Source organism: Arthrobacter crystallopoietes, from assembly GCF_002849715.1.
Lineage (GTDB): Bacteria > Actinomycetota > Actinomycetes > Actinomycetales > Micrococcaceae > Crystallibacter > Crystallibacter crystallopoietes.
In genome coordinates this window covers 418,691-441,192 of sequence record NZ_CP018863.1, presented here as the reverse complement: position 1 = coordinate 441,192, position 22,502 = coordinate 418,691, and the positions used below count along the sequence as shown (strand labels likewise).

The following is a 22,502-nucleotide window of genomic DNA, read 5'->3' as shown; positions in this document are numbered from 1 at the left end:
TCACCGGTTCCCGTTGGCTGCGTGCAGGATCGTGGACGCCAGCGAAGTGGCATCCAGCCGGGTCTGCGGTGCCAGCAGACCCAGGTCGATTTCGACGCCGGCGGCCAGATGCCGGTCGTAGGGCAGGGCCAGCACGTCCAGGCCCTCGCGGCTGAGCCGGACGGCCTCCTTGACCGGATCCAGCGGCGCGTCGGCATCGGCGCTGGTCACCACGGTTAGCAAGGGCAGCACATGGGTGGCCGGATCCTGCCGCCAGGCGCGGGCGTAGCTGAGCGCGTCGTTGACCCCGGACACGGTGGCCGGAACCACTTGCACCACGGCGTGCGAGGACTTGATGGCCCACACGCTGTCCGGATGGCTGATGCCGGTGGGACAGTCAAGCAGCGTGATCGGGAAGTAGCGGCTGACGGCGGTCAGGGCGTTTCCAAGCGCCGAGTACTCCGCGCGCTGCTGCCACAGGCGGACGCCAGTGGCGTAAAGATTGGCGCCGGCTGACCCCATCCGGCCGGCCAGCTCGGCGTGGCTCGCAGGGGTTCCGCTAACGACGGCGGCGGCCAGCTCGTCGACGGACGGCGCCTGCTCGAGGCCAAGACGCAGCGTCAGGGAGCCGAGCCCCGGGTCGTTATCCACGGCAGCCACCGAGTCCTGGCGCATGGCGGCAAACACTGAGGCGAGCAGCGCCGTCGTCGTTGTCTTGCCGGCACCGCCGCGCGAACTGATGACGGCAATGCGGCGGCCGGTGGTAACCGGTTCCTGGGCTCCCGCGGCCGCCGCGCTAAGCCGCTGCGGGTAGTCGTCGGCGCGGAAGAGGCTGGTGAGCTGGCGCAGAACGCGGGCTCCGGCGGGCAGTCCCTGCCGGGTGCGCAGGCGGCGGCGGAAGGTGTCGGTGGAAGTTTCGAAGCCGCCGAAGCTGCCTTCTCCGGTGGCCTGTGCGGCCTGAGCTTCGCGCCGGGTCTGCGGCGCCGGCTGGGGAGTCCACGGATCGTACGTCACTGGGGCTTCCTTCCCAAGGAGCGGGGTCGGGCTGGGGCTGCGGGCCGGTGTGCGGTTGCGGTGCGTGCCGGACTCATGAACCGAAGCTCGTCAGCAGCTGGGCGAAGAGTCCGAACAATCCGAGGATCAGCGGCACAGTGGCCAGGATGGCGATGGTTTCGATCTTGTTCCCGGCAAGGCGAAGGCGCGCGGCGGTATGCGCCGGCAGGTTCAGCGTGAGGACAGAGCCGATGGCCAGCGCCATCACCAGCAGCAGCAGGCCCACCAGCCATTCGGAGCCGTCCAGCAGCCGCAGGGCGGACAGGGCCAGCGCGGCGACTCCCACCGACGTGGCGATGTAGAGGGAGACCCGCTCGGCGGCCAGCGGAAAGGACCGCGCGCGCAGGCTTGCAGCGAGGACCAGTGCGGCCAGCAGCGGCAGCGTCCACACCTGCTCGGCCGGGTCCGTGCCGAGGATCCACAGTGCCGTAGCGATGGACAGCGCGGTCAGAACGGTGCCCAGCGCCAGGGTCCGGTGGGCGGCGCGGATGGAGTCCAGGGCATCGGCACGCCGGATGGAACCGCCCTGGGAACGCTGGTCATCCAGGGTGGCCAGACCGGAGACGGACAGGGCGATCTTCGGCGTGAGGCCCAGCAGCACAATGCTGATGGTGCCGGCGATGGCGGCTGCCCGGATCGGATCGCCGGAGAAAAAGCCGCAGGCAGCCCAGATAGCGGTCAACGCGGCCAGCGTTCCGGCCGCACCGAACATGGCCTTGGACCGGCCCAGCACTGCCCCGACGGCGGCAAAGGCCACGGTAGAGAGCAGCGCGAGAACCAGCAGCTTTAGCTCGATGCCGAGGTCCAGATGCAGGACGGAGCCGAGCCCGAAGAGCCAGCCGGTGCCGGCCAGGGTCAGTCCCACATTCCTGCGCTGCGGCAGCCCGAACAGAGTTGAGCCGGCCAGCAGGGCAACCGCGACCGCCAGCAGAATCCACCAGCTGCTGCCGCCCGCGAACGAGCCCAGCAGTATTTCCACGGCACCCCAGCTGCCCAGGGCCGCGAAGGCGCCGGCCATCAGGTGGCGGAAGCGCTCATCCCAGCGCCCGCCCACCGACTCGGTTTCCTCGACCACCGTATCCGTGACGTCGTAGACGACGGCGGGCGGAGGAGCATCGGAGGCATTGAATAAGGTGAGCTTGCCGCCGTCGCTGACGCCGGCGTCGGACAGTGTCGTCTGGTCGGCCAAAGGTTCTCCGGAGGCCTGGACCAGCACTTTGGCCGCGACCTCCTCGCGTGGGGAATCCGCCATCAGGTCAAGGATCTGCGGCATGAGGGTGCCCACCGGCTGGTCCGCCGGCAGCAACAGATCCAGGTGCCGGCTTTCGCCGATCAGCGTGACGCGGGTAAAAGCGAGGGGCATCGGTCAGGCTCCCGGACGTAGGTTCTTAAGGGGCAGATCCCCGTGCTTGGGATCTGCATGCAGCTGCACCCAGGCCGAGGCCGAGCGTTCCTGCTGCTTCTGCCGCTGTTCGGCCAGCAGGTTGCTGACAAAGGAGTAGCCCACGCAGATAGCGGCAATCAACGCGGCCAGTGCAATGCTGAACAGGAACAACCTCAGGCTGTCCATCCAGCGGCGCTGGTTCGGATTCTCGCCGTACAGCAGGGCCGAGGTCAGCCGGTTGCGCCGGACCACCACAGACTCGATGAGCTGACTGTCGTAGTCGTTGGCCATGCAGGCGCTCCTCTTCTGGCGTCGGTTTCGTGTGGCTGGCGGTGCTCATCGGCTCTGCGGCCGGGCAACGCACATCCATCATGTCATCCCGAAACCGCCAAATCGCCGGATTACAGGCCGAGTGGGGAGTTCTACCCATGCTGAACGGTTGCGGCGCATGTGGCGTTTGGGATTCTATTGAACTACCCGGTTACCGCAGACCCCCTACAGTCTCCAATAGCTTCTGCTGGTAATTCTTGCGAAACGATCAACCAGGACAGACGAGAGCGCAGCCAAGCGCCATGAAGGTGGTAATGATGAAATTTGATATGGGCTCACAGACCCTGTCGCAGCTGACCTCACAGACCGGAGGCTCAAACGAGGATATGGGCCAGTTGGTCCGGAACCTGGTTGACGCGGTAGCGCCGCTCGAAGGCAAGTTCAACGGCCAGGCGCGCGTGAAGTTCGACGAGTTCAAGGCCCGTGCGGACGAAATCGCCAACAACCTCAACGGTGCGCTCGCCGCGATCCTGACCGGCCAGAGCGAAATGGACCTGGCGTTCCACACCGGCGACCAAGAGTCCGCCGACAACGCCTCGCAGCAGCAGGGCGCCGCGAACTTCGACGCCGCCAACTTCAGCTCTTCGCGCTAGTCACTCCGGTCCGCAGCAGCGGGCATCCCTTACAGACTTCATTTCTCCCGGCAGCTGCCGGATCTCCGAAAGGAACAGCTATGTCCCAGGACCGTCTTACTTACGACACCGACATTTCCGCCCAGGTACAGGGCGAAATCCAGTCCATCGTCGGCCGGCTCGAGAGCCTGATCGCCGAGCGCGACAAAGCCGTTGCCGCCGCCATGTCCGATTACCAGGCCGACGGCGTCTCCGAGGAATACCAGGGTGTGGAATCCCGCTGGAAGAACGCGGCTGGCGAGGTCAAGGAAATCATCCGCCTGGTCCGGAACACCCTCGAGCAGAATGACCAGACCGCGGCAAACACCGGGGCTCGCGCCCGTGCCGCCGTCCAGAACATCGGCTAACCAGCCAGATAGGCAGCGTCGAAACCCCGGCGCTGTCTTTCGTACGGATCAGGCACGGCAGGCATGGAGGAAAGATGGCAGCGGACTGGGACATTGAATCGGCGACGATCCAATCCATCATCTGCAAAGTGCAGACACAGACCGAGAAGTATGCTGACCTGTTTGTGGAGTTCGGCGCGGAAGTAAGTTCCATCATGGAAGCCTCGAAGTCGCAGATCATCGGCGAGGCGCTGGTCGGATTGTCCGAAGAGAAGCTGCAGGCGGCCATGACGCAAGTCCAGGGCCGCAGCGCCCAGGCGCTTAATTCCACGTCCACTGCGGTCAACGCCATCATCACCGGTGACCAGACGATGGAACAGAACGTCCGCGCGGCCCAGGACACCGCCAACAACGCCTACATCCCCGAGCCGGCACCTGCTCCGCACCGGAACGGACCGGTTCCCCAAGCGGTCTGAACCACCTCTGCGCCGCCGCACCTTCACTCATTCACTCACTCGCACACATGAGGTATTGAACCATGGGCTGGAATCCCTCTGAGTTTCCTCCGTTGCCGGACGGCGATCTGCTGGAACAGCACGCCGGCAAGCTGCGGACCAAGGCAGAAGGCATCCAGTCGGCGGCCGAGGAATCGCACACGTTGTGGGCCGGCATGTCCACCGCTTACAAGGGCCCGGGGGACTGGCAGGTCCACACCGCCTTCAACAAGGTGGCCTCCGAGGCTGAAGTTGTCCTCGAGGACGCGAATGCCGTCGCGGACGCCATCGACACCTTCGCCGAGTGGGCCAGGGATGCCAAGCGGCGCTACAACGCCCTCTACGCCGACTGGCTCTCGGTGCAGTCGCGGATCGACGACGGCGGCGGGGACTGGCGTGAGGACCAGGACCTGGTCAACGACGACAACAACATCCTCAAGTCCGCCGACGCATTGCTGGCCGAGCATATGGAAGCGGAGCGCACGTGCGCGACGGCGATCTCCGGTCTCTTCGGTGGGCCTTCGTATGTGGTGACAACGCAGGATGGGCCGGGAGCCAACCAGGTCGCCTACGGGTATACCGCGGACCAGCTCGACGCCGCGGCGGCGGAGGGGAACATTCCCTGGGGCGAGCCGACCGAGTGGGACAAGCCGTGGTACCGCGATGCCCTCGACGGGGTGGTGTCCTTCGGCAAGGGTGTCTGGAGCGGCATCACCGGCACGGTGACCGGCCTGTGGAACATGGTGAACTTCACGGACATGGAGACCTTCTCCGCGACGTGGAAGGGCATCGGCACGCTCGCGCTGGACGTCGCGATCGTTACCAGCCCGGTGGCCCAGGTCGCCCTGCGCGCCACCGGAAACAAACATATTGTGGACCAGTCGGCGGAGCGGCTGGTGGCCGTGGGCAAGGCCGCCGTCCATTGGGATGACTGGAAGCGCGATCCTGCCTATGCGGCCGGCGCGTCTGCTTTCGACCTGGCTTCAATCCTGCTCACGGCCGGCGGTGGGGCCGTGGCCAAGACCGGTTCCGTGGCCTCGGCCGTGACCCGGGTCGGCAGCACCGGCAGCCGGGTGGCCAGCGTCGTGAACGCCACCGGACTGACGAAGATCGCCGGCTACACCGGGCGGGTCATCGACCTGGGCAGTGCGCTGAAGATCAACACGGTCAACTTCGCCACGGACACGGCCCGCGTCACCCTGGGCCGCGTGGCCCCTGCGGCCGTCCGCGTGGACAACTTCATTAACGACGTCGGCACTTCCCTTTCCGGCCCGCGTCCGGCCTACGCCGGGGTTCCTACCGGCAACGGACCCGGCCCGGTCAGCACACGCATCGATAATCTCATCAACCGCTTCGACGCCGAAGGCCCCTCCAGCCCCAACCGTGGAACCGCCCCGGATACCACCCCCGCCCGTGGGACCTCAACTCCGGAACCGGCACTGGCGCGTGACACCAACACACCGGACGCTGCGAACCGTCCAAGCTCAGCCACTGATTCGTCAACGTCCGCCCCGGCAAGCCAACGGCCGACATTCGAAGCAGAGGGCCAACGGATCGACGACAATTATCGGCACCCCGCACGCCCCGCCAACGGTGTCGAGCAGCCCGATGTCATCAAGGATCCGGCAGGACACAAGGACTATGGCCAGCATCGGGATGATATGGGCCTGCAAGACCGGAACCTGGAAGGCAATGCTCGCTATCCGGAAGAGATTAACGGCGGCCTGGCCGGCATTGTGGATGAGAACCAGCCCAAGTTCGGTGTGGACGAGAACGGCCGGGCCCTGACGGAACAGGAATACGCGAACCGCTACGGCGAAATCAATCCCAAGACCGGCGATCTGGAATGGGACAGCTACCCGGACAATGCTGGCGCGGTTGACGGCAGCATCCGTCATTACGACAGTCTCGATGGGCTACGCCAAGACTTCGGTGAGGATCTCACGTTCGACCGCATTGGCCACAACGGCGGCACGTACTTGGCCGTCGATGGCACGCCTTGGCATATGCGCAGCCTGCCCGTCAACACCTTGGGCAAAGAACTGCACCACTTTGAGCTCAATGAGCTTCCGGATCACATCAAGGTTGAAGTATCCGAGATCGCGCCGGCATTCGGCCGTCCCGGAGGCGGCACGCAGATCCAGTTCGTCGATTCCCGGTCCGGGAGAGTGCTCGGCGTCAATGACATGTTGAACCAGCGGGTCCTGACCGAGACAGGACCCCTGAGGAATCCGGCGCAGGACCTTATTGACGAGGTCATGCCCAAGGTGTACAACTTCGTCGATATCGATGCAGCCGACGCGCCAGGACCACGCACGCCCTGGTCGTCGGCCGGACAATTGCTGGAACGGAACACCAAATATTCAGTTCCCGGGCACGGCCGGTTCTACACGGACGAAAACGGCGCCATCAAGGTGGTGGAAGCGGCCGGAGGGACTGGCAAACTGAACCCGAACCTGCAGAACCCCTTGCCTGACACCACCTACAGGGTGAATGACAACGTGGTCTACCGGACCGATGCCGACGGAAACACTGCCGAAACTCATATCGTGGACTATCGGAAGGACACCGGGATCCGCAGCGAGGGTGTTCAAAGTGCTGTAGGTCGGACCGGAATGGACGAGATTTACCCGGATCTCGACCGGTCCGAAATACCCAGCCGCTACCATTTCGATGGCGGACACCTCCACGGTACGGATGCCGGCGGTATTCCGGAACGGATCAACCTGCAGCCAATGCTGCGCCAGCTGAATCAGAGCCTCGGCGGGTCGGAGAGCTTCTGGCGGTTCGAGCGTACGCTGATCAATGCTGCGGAGCGTGCCCGGCGGATCGAGGTAGATATTTACAGCGAGTTCGACGGCGGCAAGACGCCGGTAGAGTTCTATGTTGAGTACACCATCGACGGCGTCAAGCAGGCGCCCCGGCTGTTCATCAACCGCAAATGACCAGGAGTGATCCACCAGTGAACGCAGATACCGCCGGAACGGACGTGATCGGCCGCCGCAACGAACTTGAACTCGAAATCGCGCGTATGCTGGCGGGTGCTCCGGCTCCAGGCTGGACGTCGTTGAAGATTGAGATGAACTGCGTTGGCAATGTTCAAGGCGGCCTGATCTTTGTGGACCGGAACGGGGTTGAAGAGCGCGAATTCCCGCCGCGGCCCTCTTACCGGCGGTTCCGGGAACTGAGGGACGCCATGTTCAGGGAAGGCCACGGGACGTGGTTCTCCATGACAGTGGAACTGGAACCGGATGGACACATGCGGGCCAGTTACAACTACGATCAGGAACCGGAGTGGGATGTTCCTATTGGCGATGACGAATACGCCGCGGACTTGGAGCGCTATCCCAGAAGGCCCGAGCACATCCCGCAGTGGCTCAAGGACAAGCTGACCAGCGAAGGTGCGGCCGAATGAGCACTGACTTCGACCCCGCCTATCTCCAACTGGTTGCACGGTGGTTCGGCGATCCGGAACCGCTGTGGAAGGATGGCCGCTGGCTGTGTTACGACGCGGACAACTACGGCATCGTGATCCAAACGGGCGGGCCCCGGCTCAAAGTGTTTTTCAACATTTTTCAGAACAACCGCAGCGGAAACGGTCCGGACCTGATTTGTGATTCTGCCACAAACGTCCTGAAGTTCCTGCTGTACTCCGCCGGAACCAAATGGCGTCAGCGCCAAGGTATGGACCGGATACTGGTGCCGTACAGCCTGCAACTGGTTCGACCGGGTTTTTCCATCACTCCTACTCCGGAAGGGGTTCGGGGGGAAGTCGCCTGGACCAGCGAAGGGTCGGAGCACTCAGCCACCCTTGCCCAGGACGGCCATGCAGTGGAGTTCACCTACTATGGCGCCGCACCGCTTGCCCAGATCCGCGAATCCATGGAGTCTGCCGACGGCTCGCCGCTATTTGCCGACGTCCGAAAAGTTCCTGCCTCAAGCCTGGAATACGCCCGCCCCTGACAACGACCAGAAAGGCTGGGCGACTCGTGGCACGGCTTACGACCGACGCCGGTCATTCAAAAACGCGCGCACCTGGTATGAGACGGAACTACGGATCCGGGATCGGCTGAAGATGCCCGCAAGGGACCGTAAAGCCGGCGGTAACGTGGGACGCGAAGCCGGTCTACCGCTTTCTTCCGGAATAAGAGAGGCCGATATTCATTGGCACAGCTGATCGGCAGCGCCGAATTGGGCGGGCTTAATACCCTTGCCAGAGCAAAGTATCCCCAAGCCGCAGAGATCCGCCTTGAGATCAACATGTTCGGTACCGCTTTGAGCCTGACCGAATCAGCCCTCGGGGAGGACTGCCGCTGGAAGAATACGGACTTCACGGACAAAGTTGAGTTTGACCCGCAGTTGCTCGATGACGACAAGGTAGCGAGCTACAGCAAGGGGACAGGATCCTGGTTCGAAGCCAGGCTGAGACTGCGTCGGGATGCGGAAGCATCGTTTGAACGTTTCCCACAGGACCGCATGGACCGTATCTCGGAAGGGATCGGGATGCCTCTTTCGGTGGAATCGATCCAGGACGAGCTCGTGATTTTTCCCCGGTATCGGGAGAATATTCCGTCCTGGATGGTCGATTCACTGAACGCTCATGGTGAAGCCGTTCCGTACCTTGACCCCGCCGATGATCAGGTTGTGTTCGGCGAAGAACGCATCCCGTACGAGGAGCCGAGCCTATGAGGCGTCGATCCGTTCCGACAAACATTTCCCGAGGACGACAGACACATGACTGAACGAACGCCCATCATGGTCCGCCAGCAGGAGCTGGTTGAGAGCTTGGCCGCTTGGATGCTCTCGGCCGTCAACACAGAACCGGGCTGGGACCGGATGGTGCTCGAGCTCAAGCCGTCCGCTGGCGCGATCCTGATGCGGATCACTCAGGAACGGCAGGGGGCGTCTGGCACCAATGCCGGCCAACTGCAGCCGGGTACGACTGCGTTCAATGACGCGGCTGAACTGCACCAGTTGACGGGAGGCACTGATGGCAGGTCGTGGAAGAACGCCGCTATCAACGTCTCGGCTCACGGTTGGCCGGACGCGCGCTACAACCTGGACACCTACTTCAACTATGATCAGCCTGCGCCGGATTTCGGGCTCGGGGAACCCGGGGACGTCCCCCGGGGCAACGGGGAACACCCAGCTCCGGATGCCGGCGTCGACAACCGCCTCGTACGGGAAGCGATCGAGGAGTTCAGCCGCAATCCAAGCCAGCAGGCGGCTATCAATGTCCTGCGCCAGATCATCGGCTCGGAACTGCTCCTTGACATTACCGATGCCGGGAACGACAGGCCGAGCATCTCGATTGTCGAGGCCAATGGAGTCCCAGCGGTGATGGCCTTCACCTCGCAGGAGACGCTGGCCGCATTCAGGGCCAATACCGGGCGGCCGGGCCCGCCTGCCTCCTGGGTGCAGCGGGGGGAAGAACTGTTAAGGTTCGTCGACAGCAGCCCGGAGGTGCATTACCTCTATCTTGATCCTGCGGGACCGTCCTGCGCTCTTGGCCGGCCGGAGATTAATTTCGCTGTGGCCAGCATGGTCAATCCACGTCTGAAGGCTGCGGCTGGAACGCAGTCTGCAGCACCCGCAGTGGCGGAGCTGTCTGCCCAGGGTGCACGGGTCCTGCTTGCAGACAACAAGGACCAAACCGGCCAGGGCGGCGGCCCGCTGGTGCTGGCCGGTCCCGAGGGGCAGCCCGTCCTCCCAGTGTTTTCGTCCGGTGTCGAAGTGGCAGCGTTCGATTCTTCTGCCCGCTTCACAGAGGTCGATGCGGCCTGGGTCCTGGATACTATCCGCCGGAACCCGGACCGTGAACTGGTGATCAACCCGGCTGGCCCGTCTGTGGTCATCCGGCACAGTGACCTATAAGCGTCTGCGGTCATGCAAAAAGGCACGGAGGCAGCGCACGCGGATCTTGCTGCCTTGGACGAAACGGTACTGGCGACAGCAGCCCGCTGGTATGGAAGCGGGCCTACGATTGTGCGCCAGGGTATTTGGTCGGCCTTTGATGAAGAAGACTACCGAATGGTCATCAAGTGCTCCGGCAGGAACTATGTGTCTACGACCGTCTTTACCAGTCCAATGGCGAGCGCCGGCCCCAGTATTTGATCTCGGCAGACCCTGTGAGCCGCTGTGTCCTGTACATTGCCTCGCACCGTTATAGGAAACAGCAGGCCCTGCCTTCTCTGCCGCTGGAGGACCACGCGGACCAAAGATTCAGCGGCCGGACAGTATCACCGGAGGGGACATATCCGACGGTGATCGAGGGCAGCCGCGGGGGAGTGCGCTATTCGGCCGCGTTCAGTTTCCGGAACGCGGCTAGGGCGTTCACCCATTACGCAGCTGTCCCGTTGGATGAGTTGGTGGAATCCCTTCAAGCTCCGGATGGGGGGCCTCTCTTTCCGCTCGTTTCCCAACCGCCTACACCACACGATCATGCTGGCCACGGTCGCTAAGGTCGCACCCGGACCAGAATGGTCCAAGAGGGGAGCGGTAGGAGCAGCAGAATTTAGATTCACACGGATTCTCAGCTACAAGGTATTAGAAAAATGGGAATCTATCGCTGCGGTGGCGTTTTGGAAGGGCTACCGGCTGACGATTATTGCGTTTACTGATGACGGACTGGCTGTTGGCTATGCCGACGTGGACTGGCAGCGTGCACTTCGCGAGTTGAAGCCGCTCTTGGAGCAGGCCGGGTTGAAGTGCTCATTCAATGGACCAGGCCATATTGAGGTAACGGTGCCCGTATCTGACCTAACAGATTTGCAGGAGACGGAAACCCGCGACGATTTCGTCGAGTACAAGAAACGGGGCTGGCGGTGAGGAACCAGCAAACTTCTGCGTGGATGTCAGGGACATGCAGGGGTGGAAGGGATTGGCGCCCTGGCGCTAGACGTGGCGAGTCTTGCCTGTCCGAATGCCCAGATCGCCTTGCGCGCTACCGGCAAATTGACCAAGACTTCCGAAATTCTTGAAGTGCATCAGCCTCCGGCTCACGTAGTAGAGCCGGGTGAAACCGAGGGAGCGCTCTACGTGCGGTACGGGACACCGCCGCTTGGCGAGGTCATTGGATATTTTGCCTGCCGCTCCACTGGGAGGGGTCAAGGTATCGGGTCTACGAGCCGGGGGACTAAGCCGAATCTAAGGGTACGATCCGATCGATGTTGTATCACCGGTCTGTAGAAGGGAAATCGAACTGATGACGATCCTGCAGAAAGCCGTGCATATCCACGATCTGCAACAGTTCCTGGGCCACTCGGCTGATTTGTTGGCAGGGTACGTGGTTCCGGCCGCACAGGTTGACGGCCTGACGCCCGCGCAGCTCCATTCAGTCCATAGGCTGGCGTTTGCAGGCTCGCCGTTCCCCTCCGAGCCGGAGTACGTGGACGTTCTGCGGTTTCGAGGGCCGGGAGGCGAGCTCCAGGATGCAGTGGAACCGGAGGTGCGCGACCGTCCATCGTATACCTGGACCGGATTCGAAAGCGGGGACGGCGGCATGCCGGTGCCGGTTTACTACCTTGACCCGGTCCGGGTGCCGGCCGGGGCGGAGCTATGGAGGATTAGCGGACAGGGCGCCGAGACCCTATTGGGTGTCCATCCGGACACGGCGACTGGCTGGGTGCCAGTCGGATGGGACGGTCGGGTGGCCCGGAGGAAGTTACTGCCGCAGGACATGCTTGGAACGGTTGCAGTGTGGGATTTCAACGCGTATCTCGCCGACATCGTAGACGGCGGCGAAGCCGTTGTATTGTGCGCGTTCGAGAAGCCCGATGACGAGGAACTGGAGGATGGCGAGCTCGACCAGGACGAGTTCTGGGAGCCGTGGGTCGAAACGGCGCGCGGGCTGTGGCGGAAGAAAGTTGACATCGGCGAGGTTACCGATGTCTTTGAGGCTGTCTGGACCTGCACATACCGCGGGCTACGTTGGCGCATCACGGCTCAAGAGCGTAGCCAGGATGGGCAGGAGACTTTCAAGCTGCACTATATCGGCCAGGACGCTTCATCGGCGGAGTCGCTGGGTCTGAAGCAGTCAGATGCCGGCGTGTACCGTGCTGCTGCAGCCCGCGATGATGTCGTTGATCTGAGCGAAGTCCAACTTCGTCCGTTGACGGCTCGTCCGGCGGCCCGGACAACGTCGACGGATAAAGTCCGCACGACGGCCAATGCGCCTTACAAAGTCCGCACGACCATAGATTCGCCTTATGGAGTGCCGTATCCGGGCCAGTGGGCGCTCTGGCAAGGCGGTTGGTACGAGGCGCAGACGTATAGCGATAAGGAAAGGCTGATACTGCTCCGCTGCGAGACTGAGTCGGCCCCCGGCGATGGGTGGCAGGAGACTGCGGCGGGATGCGGTTCCGCCCGGAGCTTCACCCGCGGTGTGCCCTTTGAGGACCTGGAAGCCTATGAGGAATTTAAGATCAACGCGCACTGGCGTGGCTACGGTTTCAGCCTCATGCGTATCGGCGCCGACGAATTCGCTCTCGGGTGGGCCGGAGAGCGCGACGGCAGTGCGCTCGCCCGCGGACAGTTAATGGCAGAGCTGAAGCAATCGGGGTACTGGCACCACCAGATCGATCAGAGCACCGTCGAAGCCGTGGTACCGGTCGCCGAACTGACCGCTTTCCAGATGGTGAGGCACCGTAACCTGATGGATGCCCTCAAAGGAAAAAGTCTGAGCAAGCAGGTTGAGGCAGGAACCTCGGTATCAGTGACGAGTGGCATTACCGGTCAAGGGATCGTCAGCCAGATAGTTTCACTGGTCGTCAGCTCCCAGAAGCCGGGATGGGACCGGATCGAAATTTGGTGGGCTGAAGCGGCTGGATTCGGATCTTCGTCTATCGATGTCGTGGCGGGAGGAGAAACGACATCGCCATGCACTTCTGAGGAGGTCCTTGATCTTCTTGAGGAACTTAAGGATTCGATGTATCGCCCGGACATCGGTACCTGGCTCAGTGTGAGGATTTCCATCAGCGCAGACGGAAGCGTGGATATCGACTACAACTATGACGAACCGCCAGAGTGGGCCTTTGGGGTTGAGCCCGGGCTCTATGGGGAGGAACTGGAACGGTATCCGCGTCCCATGGAGAACATTCCGAATTGGATGATGGCAGACGCTGGCTATTTGCCGGCTAGCGGGGACGCGCACTTCTCCTTGAGAAGATATGCCCACCGCCTGATGAGGATCGGAGAATTGCAGCCCAGGAAGTGGTTGGCACGACTAAGGAATCATCAAAAGTGACCGCCCGGGCGGATTTTCTTCCGGTGCATGGTGATGCTATCAACTTCACCTAGTGGAGGGCCCGCCCTTGCCACGATCCGGGTACTCGATTATGTCTGCCATGGTCCGCCGCTATGCGGCCTCGCATAGGTCGACGCCCTGTGTCCGACACCACCGTTTTAGGACGTGGGCGACTGCGGCATTTAGAATAGGAAACTGTGCGCTATTGCGCAGGAGGATTCCCCGAAAGAAGGACGATCAGTGTCTAACTCAGTTGCGGACCGGGAGCAGCGCCCATTGCGGGTCGCCATCATCGGAGCCGGCCCTGCAGGTGTCTACGCTGCCGACATTCTGACCAAGGCCGAACGCGACTTCGAAGTCAGCATCGACCTCTTCGACCAGTACCCCGCGCCCTACGGCCTGATCCGCTACGGTGTTGCCCCGGACCACCCGCGCATCAAGGGCATCGTGAACGCACTGCACAAGGTGCTGGATCGTGGCGACATCCGTTTCCTAGGCAACGTCAACTATGGGCGTGACCTGACGCTGAAGGATTTCCGCGACTTCTACGACGCAATCATTTTCTCCACCGGCGCCATCAAGGACGCGGACCTGAACATTCCCGGCGTCGACCTTGAAGGCTCCTTCGGAGCCGCGGACTTCGTCTCCTGGTACGACGGCCACCCGGACGTCCCCCGTGAATGGCCGCTGGAGGCCAAGGAAATTGCCGTCATCGGTAACGGCAACGTGGCCCTCGATGTTGCCCGGGTGCTCTCCAAGCACGCCGACGACCTGCTGACTACCGAGATCCCGGACAACGTCTACCGGGGCCTGAAGAACTCGCCGGTGACGGACGTCCACGTCTTCGGCCGCCGCGGTCCGGCGCAGGTGAAGTTCACCCCGCTGGAGCTGCGGGAACTCTCCCATTCCCGCGACGTCGACATTGTCCTCTACCCGGAGGACTTTGACTTCGACGAAGGTTCGGACGAGCAGATCCGCTCCAACAACCAGACCAAGACAATGGTCAACACGCTCACCAACTGGCTTGTCGAGGAGCAGGACACCGGAGCGTCGCGCCGGCTGCACCTGCATTTCCTGCACACCCCGGTTGAAATCGTCGAAGGGACCGGCGACGGCGCTGGCAAGGTTGCCGCGATGAAATTCGAGCGCAACGAGCTGGACGGCACCGGCAATGTCCGGGGCACCGGTGAGATCGTCGAGTACCCGGTCCAGGCCGTCTACCGCGCCATCGGCTACTTCGGTTCAGAGCTGCCCGAGGTCGGTTTCGACGAACGCCGCGGCGTCATCCCGAATGAGGGTGGCCGGGTGATCGACACCGAAGGCAATCCGGTTCCGGGCATCTACACCACGGGCTGGATCAAGCGGGGTCCGGTCGGCCTCATCGGCCATACCAAGGGCGACGCGCTGGAAACCATCGGTTTCCTGCTCGAGGACCGGCTGGATCTGCCTGCGGCGAAGAACCCCGGCGAGGACGCCATCATCAAGCTGCTCGAAGAACGCGGTGTCGAATACACCACTTGGCAGGGCTGGCTGAAGCTGGATGAGTATGAGCGCAAGCTCGGTGCCGATTTCGCAGCGGCGAACGACGACGGCGGTGCTCCCGCCGTCCAGCGCGAACGGGTCAAGGTTGTGCCGCGCGACGAGATGGTGCGCGTCTCCCGCGGCTGATCCCCAGGAACGTCAGGCCGACGCAGTGTGCGACCGGGACGTTGGCCAGTTGCGTTAGCTACGGATTGACGTAGAAGCGCAGGACGTCGCCGCTGGGCAGTTCGAGCCGGATCTTGTTCCGGCTCGGAGTGCTGATCCGCGCCTCCGGATAGACCGTCCGCAGGCTGTTGATCAGCGGCTCCGGACCTTTGTCTTGGGCGCCCGGCCCCGAACGCGTTTTTTCGGCCGGTCTGCGCCGGCCGGTCAGCTTAGCGGTGCTCCATTGCAGCCAAGTCTGTGTTGTAGCCACGATACCCATCCTCAGTTGATGGCTTAACCGTTTCCGGCTGGTCCGACCCCCGTGCCGTCCCTATACCAGTATGCGAGCCATTGCTCTCTACCTTAGGACGGCACACCTAGAAAAAGTTGTGAAAATCAAACTTCATATTGTGCCGCACTATGCTGGGGTCCAGCAGAGCATCCAGCCGGATGCCATGAGAGGACGAGGAGCGCGCACGAGGCATGGCCAGACCGCAGAATCTCCAGCGCAAGCCGCAACTGCTGGCGGGCATTCTGGATTATTTGCAGGACAAGAACCTTGCTGGTCTGTCCTTCCGGTCCTTGGCGGAAGGGCTGGGGATCAGCAGTTACATGCTCGTCTATCACTTCGGTACCAGAGAACAGTTGGTTGCCGAAATCGTGGCCCAGGTCCAAGCCGGTTTGGCGGCGCCGCCGCGTGCCCAAATGCTCCAGCTGGCACCCGAGGGGTTCCGCGAGCAGATGCTCCGGTTCTGGAGCCAGTCGATGACGGCTCGGGGGCGGCAGCTCCAGCGGCTCGGTTTCGAAGCTGCGATGCAGGATCCGGGAGGGGCATTCGGCAACCACTCCGCCGACCTCTATGGCGGCTGGCAGGACGTCGCTACCGGCTGGCTGCGGGCCAAGGGGCTAGGCCCGGAGACGGCAGAAGTCGAAGGGCGCCTCTTTGCGGCAGGGGTCCATGGCCTGCTGTACGAGCATGTGCTCACCGGCCAAACGCAACAAACGACGGCGGCCTTCCGCCGATTGCTCGATCGTTACCTCTCGTACGCTCAGTCTTCCCCTAGGCTGGAGCAGTGACGAACAATATTCCACTCAATGATGAACAAGCCGGCCGGGTCGTAGCACTCGCCATGGACCTGGCCCGTGAAGGCAACACCAGCGAACTTGCCGAGTTTCTCGACCATGGTCTGCAGGTGGACGTGCTCGATTCGGACCGCAACACCCTGCTGATGCTGGCTGCCTACCACGGGCAGGAAGAGACGGTGGCGATGTTACTCGAACGCGGAGCCAATCCCGACATCCGGAATGTCCGCGACCAGTCGCCGATCGCCGGGGCACTGTTCAAGGGCGAAGACGCCGTAGTGACCAAGCTTCTGGCCGCCGGTGCCGATCTCGATGCCGGCACCCCGACCGCGCGCGACGCAGCCAAGATGTTCGGCCGGGAACACCTGCTGGAGAAATAGAAAATGCCCGGGACCAGCCGCATGGCTGGTCCCGGGCATTTCTTTGGCCCTTAGACCGAGTCGGAGTTTACGTCCGTCTCGGAAAGCTTGCCGGCCCGCAGTGCCTCAATGGCCTTACGGACGCCTTCGCCGTAAGCCGGATCGGCCTTCGTGCAGTTGGCGATGTGCCGCTCGATGGTGGCTTCGGAAGCACCGTCGATGGCGCGGGCGGTGTTCTCGAAGAGCACCTGCTTCTGCTCGGCGGTCATCTTCTCGCGGAAGAGTATGCCGGGCTGCTCGAAGTAGTTGGCGTCATCCTCGCGGTAGTTGAACCGGTCGGCGATCGCGCCCACGGCCTGTGCCGGATCGCGGTACGCCGGCTGCTCCTGCCAGCGGCCGTAGGAGTTCGGCTCGATGCCCGGGGTGGCACCTTGGTTGCCGTCGATGCGCATTGCGCCGTCGCGGTGGTAGGAGTTGACCACCTTGGCGCCGCGCGGGTAGTTGACCGGGATCTGGTGGTGGTTGACACCCAGGCGGTAGCGCTGTGCGTCGCCGTAGGAGAACAAGCGGCCCTGCAGCATGCGGTCCGGGGAGAAGCTGATGCCCGGTACGACGTTGGCCGGCGAGAAGGCGGCCTGCTCGACGTCAGCGAAGTAGTTGTCAGGGTTACGGTTCAGTTCCCACTCGCCAACCTCGATCAGCGGGTAGTCCTTCTTGGACCAGACCTTGGTGAGATCGAACGGGTGGTACTTGTAGGTCTCCGCGTCAGCCTCGGGCATGATCTGGACCATGAGCTTCCACTTGGGGAAGTCGCCCTTTTCGATCGAGTCGAACAGGTCGCGCTGGTGCGACTCGCGGTCGTCACCGACCAGCTTGGCTGCTTCGGCATCGGTGAGGTTCTTGATGCCCTGCTGCGTGCGGTGGTGGAACTTAACCCAGAAGCGCTCACCGGCGTCGTTAATGAAGCTGAAGGTGTGCGAACCGAAGCCGTGCATGTGGCGGTATGAGGCCGGGATGCCGCGGTCGGACATGACGATGGTGACCTGGTGCAGAGCCTCAGGAAGGTTGGTCCAGAAGTCCCAGTTGTTCTCGGCATTGCGCAGGTTGCTGCGCGGGTCACGCTTCACTGCGTGGTTGAGGTCGGGGAACTTCAGCGGGTCGCGGAAGAAGAAGACCGGGGTGTTGTTGCCGACGATGTCCCAGTTGCCCTCTTCGGTGTAGAACTTCAGGGAGAAGCCGCGGATGTCGCGCTCGGCGTCGGCGGCACCGCGCTCACCGGCAACGGTGGAGAAACGGGCGAACATTTCGGTCTTCTTGCCGACCTCGGAGAAGATCTTGGCGCTGCTGTACTTGGTGATGTCGTTGGTCACCGTGAACGTACCGAAGGCGCCCGAGCCCTTTGCGTGCATACGGCGCTCGGGGATCACTTCGCGGTCGAAGTGGGCGAGCTTCTCCAGGAACCAGACGTCCTGGAGCAGCATCGGACCGCGCGGGCCGGCGGTCAGGCTGTCCTGGTTATCCGCGACGGGCGCGCCCGCAACGGTTGTCAGCGGCTTGGTGTTTTCAGCCATGTGTTCTATTGCTCCTTGTCGGATCTTCCATTGTGAAGGTCTTTTTTGGCAGTGCAGGCCGGACAGATGCCCCAGTACGTGACCTCGGCTTCATCAATCGTGAAGCCGTGGTCATCGGAGGCCGAGAGACACGGTGCGGCGCCAACGGCGCAGTCCACGTCTTCGATCCCTCCGCAGGACCGGCACACCAGGTGGTGGTGGTTGTCGCCAACCCGGGCCTCGAAGCGGGCCGGTGAACCTGACGGCACGATCCGGCGCACCAGCCTGGCATCGGTCAGCGCTGCGAGCACGTCATAGACGGCTTGCTTCGAGACAGTGCCGAGTTCGGCCTTCACCACACCGGTGATGGTGTCGGCATCGGCGTGCGGGTGGGCACGGACGGCCTCCAGCACTGCAGTCCGTGGACGGGTCACGCGAAGCATGGCTTCACGCAGCAAGTCCTCCGGCTCCCTCATATCGACCATGGCACCGATACTTTCATGTTTTCTGGAATGAGTCCAGAAAAGAATCGCTCCGGGCGTGTCGGGCGTCACCGGAGAGCTGGCCGCTTCTATTGACGCACCAAAAGTCCCTCATCGTCCGCAGGCGCCGCCTCGTAGCCTACGATGACATTCACGTGAGGAGGTGCGCACTTTATGTTTCCAGCCCAGGAGTTCACGGTGGAGGTAGAAGGCCGGGAATTCAAAATTCTGACCCGGGGGAGCGGGCCGGAAACCTTCGTACTGGTGCCCGGCATCGGTGTCTCGCCGCGCTATTTTGCCCCGCTGGCCCGCGAACTGGCTGCCTACGGCGCCGTGCATTCTGTTGAGCTGCCCGGATTCGGCGGTACCCGCGCTCCACGACAGGCGCTGTCGATGCCGGACTTCGCACGGCTAGTGCGGGGCGCGCTGAATTCTGCTGGAATTGGCCCGGCGGTGCTTGTAGGGCATTCGATGGGTTGCCAGATCACCGCGGAAATGACCGTCTCCCATCCCGAACTGACCCGCGCCTTGGTGCTGCTGGGGCCTACGACGAACCGGAAGGAGCGCAGCGCCCTTCAGCAAGGGTGGCGGCTGTTCCAGGACACGCTGAGGGAACCGCCCCAGGTCAATTTCGTGGTGCTGAGCGACTATGCGCGGTCGAGCAAGCGTTGGTACCTAACCACCGTCCCTGAAATGGTCGGGCACCGGCTGGAGGAAACAGTGGCCCAGATTGACGTGCCCACGCTGGTCCTGCGCGGTGAACGCGACCCGATCGCGCCGCGCGAGTGGGTTGCTGAACTTGGGCGGGCATGCCCCGGCGCGCGGATTGCGGAAATCCGGGGCGAGGCCCACGTGGCGATGTTCCGCCGGCCCAGGACTGTCGCTTCCTACTGCCTGGAATTGGCGGCACGAGCATGAGCGGCGGCCGGGGCCGAGGCATTGGAATGACGCTCCGCCGCGGCTGGGCATGGCTGCAGGACTATGCCTATGTGGCTTATTGGCAGGTACACGGCTTCCTGTTCCGGGATGATCCGGCGCCTTATCTACAGGCAGCGGGGCGGAAGGACCAGCCGGTGCTGCTCATCCCGGGCATTTACGAAAAATGGCAGTTCCTCAAGCCCATCGCCGAGGACTTGAGCCAGGCGGGGCATCCGGTCCACGTGGTGGAGCCGCTCGGATACAACCGAGGCACCGTGGCCAGGATGGCTGAACTCGTCAGCACCTATCTGGCGGCGGCAGACCTGCAGAACGTGACCATAGTGGCCCACAGCAAAGGCGGGCTCATCGGCAAGTACGCCATGACCATACCGGGCGCCGCCGGACGCATTGCCCGCATGGTTGCCATCAACACTCCGTTTTCCGGTTCCGTCTACGCCCGCTTCTTCCTTGTTCCCAGCATCAGGGCCTTCTCGCCCAGCAACAGCGCCCTGCGTTCCCTCGCCGCCGAACTGTCCGTGAACCACCGGATCACCTCTGTCTACAGCACCTTTGACCCCCACATCCCCGGCGGCAGCGAACTACCGGGCGCGGAGAACATCGAGCTGGACCTGATGGGCCACTTCCGTATCATCGGCGACTCAAAGGTGCTCGAGGTGATCCGCAGCGTGCTGTCAGGGAAAGGTGCTTCCGGCAACTAGAATCTCGTCCATGCCCAAACTGTTCGCCGACACCACTCCGCTCAAGGAGAGCCTGGACTTTCGGCGGATGTGGATCGGGACCTCGTTGTCCTCGATCGGAGCCCAGCTCACGCTCGTGGCGGTCAGCCTCGAGGTCTACCAGCTCACGCAGTCGACCCTCGCGGTCGGCGCCATCGGCATCGTCGGACTGGTCCCGCTGGTACTGGCGGGACTATACGGCGGCTCGGTGGTGGACGCACACGACCGCCGGAAGGTCGCCCTCTACTCCGGCCTGGTGCTCTGGGCCTGTGCCGGGCTGTTCGCGCTGCATGCCTGGTCCGGGCTGGGGCAGGTCTGGCTGCTCTACGTCCTGATTGCCATCCATTCCGCCGCCGCCGGCCTCAACCAGCCGGCCCGCAGCGCCATTGTGCCCCGACTGGTCCGGCGGGAAATCCTTCCTGCTGCCAATGCCCTGACCATGATGACCTTCGGACTGGGTATGACCATCGGCCCGCTGCTCGCCGGTGTGCTCGTGGCCAACGTCGGGTTCGGCTGGACCTACACCATCGACGTCGTCACGTTTACCGCCGCCATCTGGGCCGTGTTCCGGCTGCCGCCGATCCCGCCGGAGGGCGAAGTCCGCAAGGCCGGCCTCCGGTCCGTCCTCGAGGGTTTGCAGTTCCTGCGCACCCGGCCCAACATCCGCATGACCTTCCTGGTGGACATGGCGGCCATGGTCCTGGCGCAGCCCCGCGCCCTGATGCCGGCCATTGGAGCATTGGTCATCGGCGGCGGGGAAGCGACGGCGGGCATCCTGCTGGCAGCAGTTGCTGCGGGTGCCTTTCTCGCGGCCCTCTTCTCCGGGCCCTTGGGCCAGATCCGCCGGCAGGGGTTGGCCGTGCTGTGGTGCGTGGCGGTCTGGGGAGCCGCGGTCTCGGCCTTTGGCATCGTCGTCGTTCTTGCCGGCAGGGCCGAAGCGGCGGCGGATGGAAGCATCAGCACCTGGCTGGTTCCGGCGGTGGCCTGCCTGATGGTCGCCGGGGCGGCAGATACCGTCAGCGGCGTGTTCCGCAACACCATCCTGCAATCGGCGACGCCGGACGCCATGCGCGGCCGGCTCCAGGGCATCTTCATCGTTGTCGTTGCCGGCGGGCCGCGGCTCGGGGATGCGGTGGCCGGCGGAAACGGGGAGTGGCTGGGCGAGGGGTTCGCCGCCGTCGCCGGGGGAGCGGGGTGCATCGTGGCGGTCTGGCTGCTGCATAAATGGCAGCCGCGCTTTGCCCGCTATGACGATAGGAACCCGGAGCCGTAAGGAACACGGCGCCGCCACTGTACGTTATATGGAGTGCCTGGTCAGAAGATGGCCGGGCGTGCCACGCTGGTCACCGACGGCCGGCGTAGAAGGAGACCTGACGCGGTGCACAATCATTTCAACGGTTTGAAGACAGCCGGCTTGCTCGGCGTTCTGTTTGCGATCCTGCTGGGCATCGGTGCCCTGCTGGCCAGCGGCACGGGCAGCAGCAGCTGGATCTGGATTATGGCCCTGATCGGTGTCGGCACCACGGCGTACAGCTACTGGAACAGCGACAAGCTCGCCATCCGCGCCATGCACGCGTACCCGGTGACTGAGCAGCAGCAGCCTCAGATGTACCGGATTGTCCGCGAGCTTTCCACCCGCGCCAACCAGCCGATGCCGCGGCTTTACGTCTCGCCTACGCAGGCGCCGAACGCCTTCGCCACCGGCCGCAATCCGCAGAACTCGGCGGTCTGCTGCACCGAGGGCATCCTCCGCCTGCTCACCGAGCGCGAGCTGCGCGGGGTGCTCGGCCACGAGCTGATGCACGTCTACAACCGCGACATCCTCACGTCCTCGGTGGCAGCCGCCGTAGCCGGTGTCATTACGTCGGTCGCCCAGTTCATGCTGTTCTTCGACGGCCGGGACCGCAACGCCAACCCCATCGCGCTGCTCGCCATGTCGCTGCTGGCGCCGGTTGCCGCCATGCTGATCCAGATGTCCATCAGCCGGACCAGGGAATACGACGCCGACGAGGACGGTGCGCAGCTGACCGACGATCCGCTGGCGCTGGCTTCGGCGCTGCGCAAACTACAGTACGGCACGCAGCAGGCGCCTTTGCCCCAGGACCAGAAACTGGTCAACACCAGCCACCTCATGATTGCCAACCCGTTCCGCGGCGGCGGGCTCAAGAAGATGTTCAGCACCCATCCGCCGATGGACGACCGGGTGGCCCGGCTGGAACGTATGGCGGGCCGGACCCTTGGCTAA

At 63.4% G+C, this 22,502-nt stretch carries 23 protein-coding genes; 17 read left to right on the top strand and 6 right to left on the bottom strand.

The genetic code is table 11. The features are described 5' to 3' along the window. The 3 genes from AC20117_RS02115 to AC20117_RS23590 form a co-directional block, all read right to left on the bottom strand. Positions 1 to 993, bottom strand: a complete 993-nt coding sequence (locus tag AC20117_RS02115) for a MinD/ParA family ATP-binding protein (RefSeq protein WP_083339779.1) — start codon at positions 991 to 993, stop codon at positions 1 to 3. Between the two features lie 73 nt (positions 994 to 1,066). Further along, the gene (gene eccD, locus AC20117_RS02110) at positions 1,067 to 2,395 is read right to left on the bottom strand and encodes a type VII secretion integral membrane protein EccD (RefSeq protein WP_074701191.1); all 1,329 of its coding nucleotides are present in this window, start codon (positions 2,393 to 2,395) and stop codon (positions 1,067 to 1,069) included. A 3-nt stretch (positions 2,396 to 2,398) separates the two neighbouring features. Beyond that, a complete protein-coding gene (locus AC20117_RS23590; RefSeq protein ID WP_074701192.1) occupies positions 2,399 to 2,707 on the bottom strand; it encodes a hypothetical protein in 309 nt (102 codons plus the stop codon). Between the two features lie 293 nt (positions 2,708 to 3,000). Between AC20117_RS23590 and AC20117_RS02100 the strand changes: the two genes are divergently transcribed. The 11 genes from AC20117_RS02100 (at position 3,001) to AC20117_RS02050 (ending at position 15,110) form a co-directional block, all read left to right on the top strand. Further along, positions 3,001 to 3,339, top strand: coding sequence for a hypothetical protein (locus tag AC20117_RS02100; RefSeq protein WP_335644923.1), 339 nt, complete (start codon positions 3,001 to 3,003; stop codon positions 3,337 to 3,339). An 80-nt stretch (positions 3,340 to 3,419) separates the two neighbouring features. Beyond that, a complete protein-coding gene (locus tag AC20117_RS02095) occupies positions 3,420 to 3,725 on the top strand; it encodes a pore-forming ESAT-6 family protein (RefSeq protein WP_074701193.1) in 306 nt (101 codons plus the stop codon). Positions 3,726 to 3,799: 74 nt separating this feature from the next. After that, complete coding sequence (locus tag AC20117_RS02090; protein WP_074701194.1) at positions 3,800 to 4,180, top strand: DUF6507 family protein; 381 nt, start codon at positions 3,800 to 3,802, stop codon at positions 4,178 to 4,180. 62 nt (positions 4,181 to 4,242) lie between these two features. Continuing rightward, on the top strand, positions 4,243 to 7,143 hold the full coding sequence (locus AC20117_RS02085; RefSeq protein ID WP_074701195.1) for a glycohydrolase toxin TNT-related protein: 2,901 nt from the start codon (positions 4,243 to 4,245) through the stop codon (positions 7,141 to 7,143). 17 nt (positions 7,144 to 7,160) lie between these two features. After that, a complete protein-coding gene (locus tag AC20117_RS02080; protein WP_083339780.1) occupies positions 7,161 to 7,613 on the top strand; it encodes a hypothetical protein in 453 nt (150 codons plus the stop codon). Further along, positions 7,610 to 8,161 carry an Imm61 family immunity protein gene (locus AC20117_RS02075; protein ID WP_074701196.1) on the top strand — a complete coding sequence of 184 codons (552 nt, stop codon included), beginning with the start codon at positions 7,610 to 7,612 and terminating at the stop codon, positions 8,159 to 8,161. Before AC20117_RS02080 ends, AC20117_RS02075 begins: the two co-directional genes overlap by 4 nt. 201 nt (positions 8,162 to 8,362) lie before the next feature. Further along, positions 8,363 to 8,887 carry a hypothetical protein gene (locus AC20117_RS02070; RefSeq protein WP_074701197.1) on the top strand — a complete coding sequence of 175 codons (525 nt, stop codon included), beginning with the start codon at positions 8,363 to 8,365 and terminating at the stop codon, positions 8,885 to 8,887. Positions 8,888 to 8,932: 45 nt separating this feature from the next. After that, the gene (locus AC20117_RS02065; protein WP_074701198.1) at positions 8,933 to 10,072 is read left to right on the top strand and encodes an SseB family protein; all 1,140 of its coding nucleotides are present in this window, start codon (positions 8,933 to 8,935) and stop codon (positions 10,070 to 10,072) included. 567 nt (positions 10,073 to 10,639) lie between these two features. Next, complete coding sequence (locus AC20117_RS02060; protein ID WP_139186795.1) at positions 10,640 to 11,026, top strand: hypothetical protein; 387 nt, start codon at positions 10,640 to 10,642, stop codon at positions 11,024 to 11,026. 376 nt (positions 11,027 to 11,402) lie between these two features. Beyond that, positions 11,403 to 13,442, top strand: coding sequence for a hypothetical protein (locus AC20117_RS02055; RefSeq protein WP_074701200.1), 2,040 nt, complete (start codon positions 11,403 to 11,405; stop codon positions 13,440 to 13,442). A 240-nt stretch (positions 13,443 to 13,682) separates the two neighbouring features. Then, a complete protein-coding gene (locus AC20117_RS02050) occupies positions 13,683 to 15,110 on the top strand; it encodes an FAD-dependent oxidoreductase (protein ID WP_074701201.1) in 1,428 nt (475 codons plus the stop codon). 58 nt (positions 15,111 to 15,168) lie between these two features. Here AC20117_RS02050 and AC20117_RS02045 read toward each other — a convergent pair whose 3' ends face one another. Beyond that, positions 15,169 to 15,399 carry a hypothetical protein gene (locus tag AC20117_RS02045; protein ID WP_139186796.1) on the bottom strand — a complete coding sequence of 77 codons (231 nt, stop codon included), beginning with the start codon at positions 15,397 to 15,399 and terminating at the stop codon, positions 15,169 to 15,171. A gap of 212 nt (positions 15,400 to 15,611) precedes the next feature. Here AC20117_RS02045 and AC20117_RS02040 point away from each other — a divergent pair, with 212 nt between their 5' ends. Next, positions 15,612 to 16,205, top strand: a complete 594-nt coding sequence (locus tag AC20117_RS02040) for a TetR/AcrR family transcriptional regulator (RefSeq protein WP_074701203.1) — start codon at positions 15,612 to 15,614, stop codon at positions 16,203 to 16,205. 53 nt (positions 16,206 to 16,258) lie between these two features. After that, positions 16,259 to 16,591, top strand: a complete 333-nt coding sequence (locus tag AC20117_RS02035; protein WP_074703290.1) for an ankyrin repeat domain-containing protein — start codon at positions 16,259 to 16,261, stop codon at positions 16,589 to 16,591. A 50-nt stretch (positions 16,592 to 16,641) separates the two neighbouring features. Here AC20117_RS02035 and AC20117_RS02030 read toward each other — a convergent pair whose 3' ends face one another. Then, on the bottom strand, positions 16,642 to 18,141 hold the full coding sequence (locus tag AC20117_RS02030) for a catalase (RefSeq protein WP_074701204.1): 1,500 nt from the start codon (positions 18,139 to 18,141) through the stop codon (positions 16,642 to 16,644). A 5-nt stretch (positions 18,142 to 18,146) separates the two neighbouring features. Beyond that, positions 18,147 to 18,605: a Fur family transcriptional regulator gene (locus AC20117_RS02025; protein WP_074701205.1), complete on the bottom strand. Its 459-nt coding sequence runs from the start codon at positions 18,603 to 18,605 to the stop codon at positions 18,147 to 18,149. A 171-nt stretch (positions 18,606 to 18,776) separates the two neighbouring features. Between AC20117_RS02025 and AC20117_RS02020 the strand changes: the two genes are divergently transcribed. The 4 genes from AC20117_RS02020 to htpX all read left to right on the top strand — a co-directional run bounded on the left by AC20117_RS02020 (position 18,777) and on the right by htpX (position 22,502). Then, a complete protein-coding gene (locus AC20117_RS02020; protein WP_074701206.1) occupies positions 18,777 to 19,520 on the top strand; it encodes an alpha/beta fold hydrolase in 744 nt (247 codons plus the stop codon). A gap of 26 nt (positions 19,521 to 19,546) precedes the next feature. Beyond that, the gene (locus tag AC20117_RS02015) at positions 19,547 to 20,239 is read left to right on the top strand and encodes an esterase/lipase family protein (RefSeq protein WP_236777421.1); all 693 of its coding nucleotides are present in this window, start codon (positions 19,547 to 19,549) and stop codon (positions 20,237 to 20,239) included. 10 nt (positions 20,240 to 20,249) lie between these two features. Beyond that, on the top strand, positions 20,250 to 21,530 hold the full coding sequence (locus AC20117_RS02010; protein WP_074701208.1) for an MFS transporter: 1,281 nt from the start codon (positions 20,250 to 20,252) through the stop codon (positions 21,528 to 21,530). A 105-nt stretch (positions 21,531 to 21,635) separates the two neighbouring features. After that, the gene (gene htpX / locus AC20117_RS02005) at positions 21,636 to 22,502 is read left to right on the top strand and encodes a zinc metalloprotease HtpX (RefSeq protein WP_074701209.1); all 867 of its coding nucleotides are present in this window, start codon (positions 21,636 to 21,638) and stop codon (positions 22,500 to 22,502) included.